This window comes from Azospirillum endophyticum (assembly GCF_016595245.1).
Taxonomy (GTDB): Bacteria; Pseudomonadota; Alphaproteobacteria; order Azospirillales; family Azospirillaceae; genus Azospirillum; species Azospirillum endophyticum.
Genome location: NZ_JAENHM010000071.1, coordinates 1 through 2,604, shown reverse-complemented (window position 1 = coordinate 2,604; position 2,604 = coordinate 1). Strand labels below are relative to the sequence as shown.

The window sequence follows — 2,604 nt, the reverse complement described above, 5'->3', positions numbered from 1 at the left end:
CGATCACCCCGTCCACCCGCTGGCGCACGAGGTCGCCGGTCCGGTAGAGCCGCCCGCCGTCGCCCGAGAAGGGATCGGCGACGAAACGCTCCGCCGTCAGGCCGGGGCGGTTCAGGTAGCCCCGCGCCAGACCCGAACCGCCCAGGTAAAGCTCGCCCACCACTCCCAGCGGAACCGGGTTCAGGTCGCCGTCCAGAACATATCCCTGGGTTCCGGCGACGGGACGGCCGATGTTGGCGCGACCTCCCGGCTCGCGGCGGGTCACGGTGGAATAGGTCGTGTCCTCCGACGGACCATAGAGATCGTAGACATCGGCGATGCCGGCTGCATAGAGCTCGTCCACCAGCGACTGGGCCAGCGGCTCGCCCGCCAGATTGACGGTGCGAACACCGGAGGGGATGCCGCCGGACCGCAGAAGGCCGGCAATCGCCGACGGTACGGTGTTGATCAGGCGCACGCGGTCGCGGGCCGGCAGGTCGGGCAACGCCAGGGCGTTGTCGGCCATCACCACATGGCCGCCGGCGCTCAGCGTGACGAAGAACTCCCAGACCGAAAGGTCGAAGCAGACGGAGGTCGAGGCCAAGACCCCCTGCAACTGCTCCGGCCGGTAAAGCCGCAATGCCCAGTCGATGAGGGCGGCGGCGTTGCGATGCTCGATCACCACGCCTTTTGGCCGCCCGGTCGAGCCGGAGGTGTAGATCACATAGGCGGCGTCCTCCGCCCTGTTGACCGGCCGCGGATCGTGATCCGGGCAGCTCGCCAGATCGAGCGCCGGGTCGTCGAGCGCCAGAACGCGCAGGCCCCCGCCGGTCGGGAGCCGCGGCAGCAGGCTGCGCTGCGTCAGCACGAGCGCCGCCCCGCTGTCGGCCAGCATGTAGGCGACGCGGTCGGCGGGATATTCGGGGTCGAGCGGGACATAGGCACCGCCCGCCTTCAGGATCGCCAGCAGGCCGGTCGGCAGAATTTCCGTCCGCTCGAGCATGACGGCGACCGGCACGCCGGGCACCACGCCGAGCGTGCGCATCCGGTGGGCGAGCCGGTTGGCCAGCCGGTTGAGTTCGGCATAGCTCAGGCTTCGCGTGCCGGCGATCACCGCGTCGGCATCCGGCGTGCGCGCGGCCTGGGCTTCGAACAGACGCGGCAAGGGCGTGGCGTCCATCGGCTCCGGCCGGTTCCAGGCGCCGAGGATACGGCCGCGGTCGATCCCGTCCAGCACGGAGAGGGAACCGAGCGGCAGGTTTGGGGCGTCCGCCATCGCCAGCAGCAGGCGGCGCAGATGGCCGGCGACACGCAGCACCGCCGGTTCCGCCAGATGGGCGCGATCGTAGCGGTGGTGCAGTTCCAGCCGGTCGCCGGGCATGATCGCGATGGTCAGCGGATAGCTGGTGCGCTCGTAACCGACCACCGGGGAGAAGCGCAGGCCATCCGGGCTTCCCTGGCGCAACGCCTCGGCGACCGGATAGCTTTCGAACACCAGCAGGCTGTCGAACAGGGCGCCGCCGGCATCGCCCGAGGCGGTCTGGCCCGACCAATGCTGAATGTCGGCCAGCGGCGTGTGCTCGTGCTCGCGCAGGTCGAGATTGCGATGCTGGACCGTGCGGAGCCAGTCCGCCACCGGCATCGCCGGATGGGGGGTCAGGATCACCGGAAGCGTGTTGATGAACAGGCCCAGCCGATGCTCCACCCCCGGCAGGTCCGCCGGGCGGCCGGATACGGTGGTGCCGAAGGCGACGGTGTCCTGGCCGCCATGCTGGCGCAGCAGGACGGCCCAGGCCGCCTGCATCAGGGTGTTCAGCGTGACGTCGCAGTGCCGCGCGAGTTCGGCGAGGCGACGGGTCTCCTCCACCGTGAAGAGGCAGCGATGTTCGCCCTGCCCGCCCCGGTTCGGCGGGGAATCCGCCTGCGGGTCGGACGGCAGCAGGGAGACGATCCTGGTCGGCTGCTCGATTTCGGCGGTGCGGGCACGCCAGAAGGCCTCCGACGCTTCCCGGTCGCGCCCCTGCAGCCACGCCACATGGTCGCGGAAGCGACCGCCGTCCGCCGCCGGGCTGTGGCCGGCATAGCGTTGCAGCACCTCCCCCAGAAGCTGCGAGCTGCTCCAGCCGTCCAGCAGGATGTGGTGGCTGGTCAGGATCACATGATGGCGGTCCTGCCCCGTGCGCACCAGCGCCAGACGCAGCAGCGGCGGCGACGCGAGGTCGAAGCCGGCCTGCCGCTCCTCGACCGCGAGGGCCTCCAGGCGGGCGNGGCCGGTCCAGCCCCTCCCACAGGAAGCCGGCGCGCAGGCTGTCATGCTCATCGACCGCCCCCTGCCACGCCGCGTGGAAGCGGGCCACGTCCAGACCCTCCACATCCACCCGCATCTGGTTGATGTAGGCGTCGCCTCCCGGTTCGTAGAGCGCGTGGAACAGCATGCCCTGCTGCATCGGCGTCAGCGGATAGAGGTCCTCCAGCTCCCGCGCCGGCAGGGCCAGGGCATCGAGCTGCGCCTGGGTCAGGCCGGCCAGCGGCACGTCCGACGGCGTCAGCCCGCCGGCCGACGTCTCGCAATGCGCCACCAGCGCCCGCAGCTCCTCCGCATAGGCCGCGGCCAGCCCCTCCACC

General features: G+C 71.2%; 1 protein-coding gene and 1 pseudogene. Both read right to left on the bottom strand.

Features of this window, described 5'->3' with window-relative positions:
• Positions 1–2,293 (bottom strand): amino acid adenylation domain-containing protein (locus JHL17_RS26285; RefSeq protein ID WP_425599654.1); only part of this gene is annotated, 2,293 nt, incomplete at its 3' end.
• Positions 2,294–2,321: 28 nt separating this feature from the next.
• A pseudogene (locus JHL17_RS38040) lies at positions 2,322–2,414 on the bottom strand (hypothetical protein); the annotation flags it as partial.
• Between the last annotated feature and the right edge of the window lie 190 nt (positions 2,415–2,604).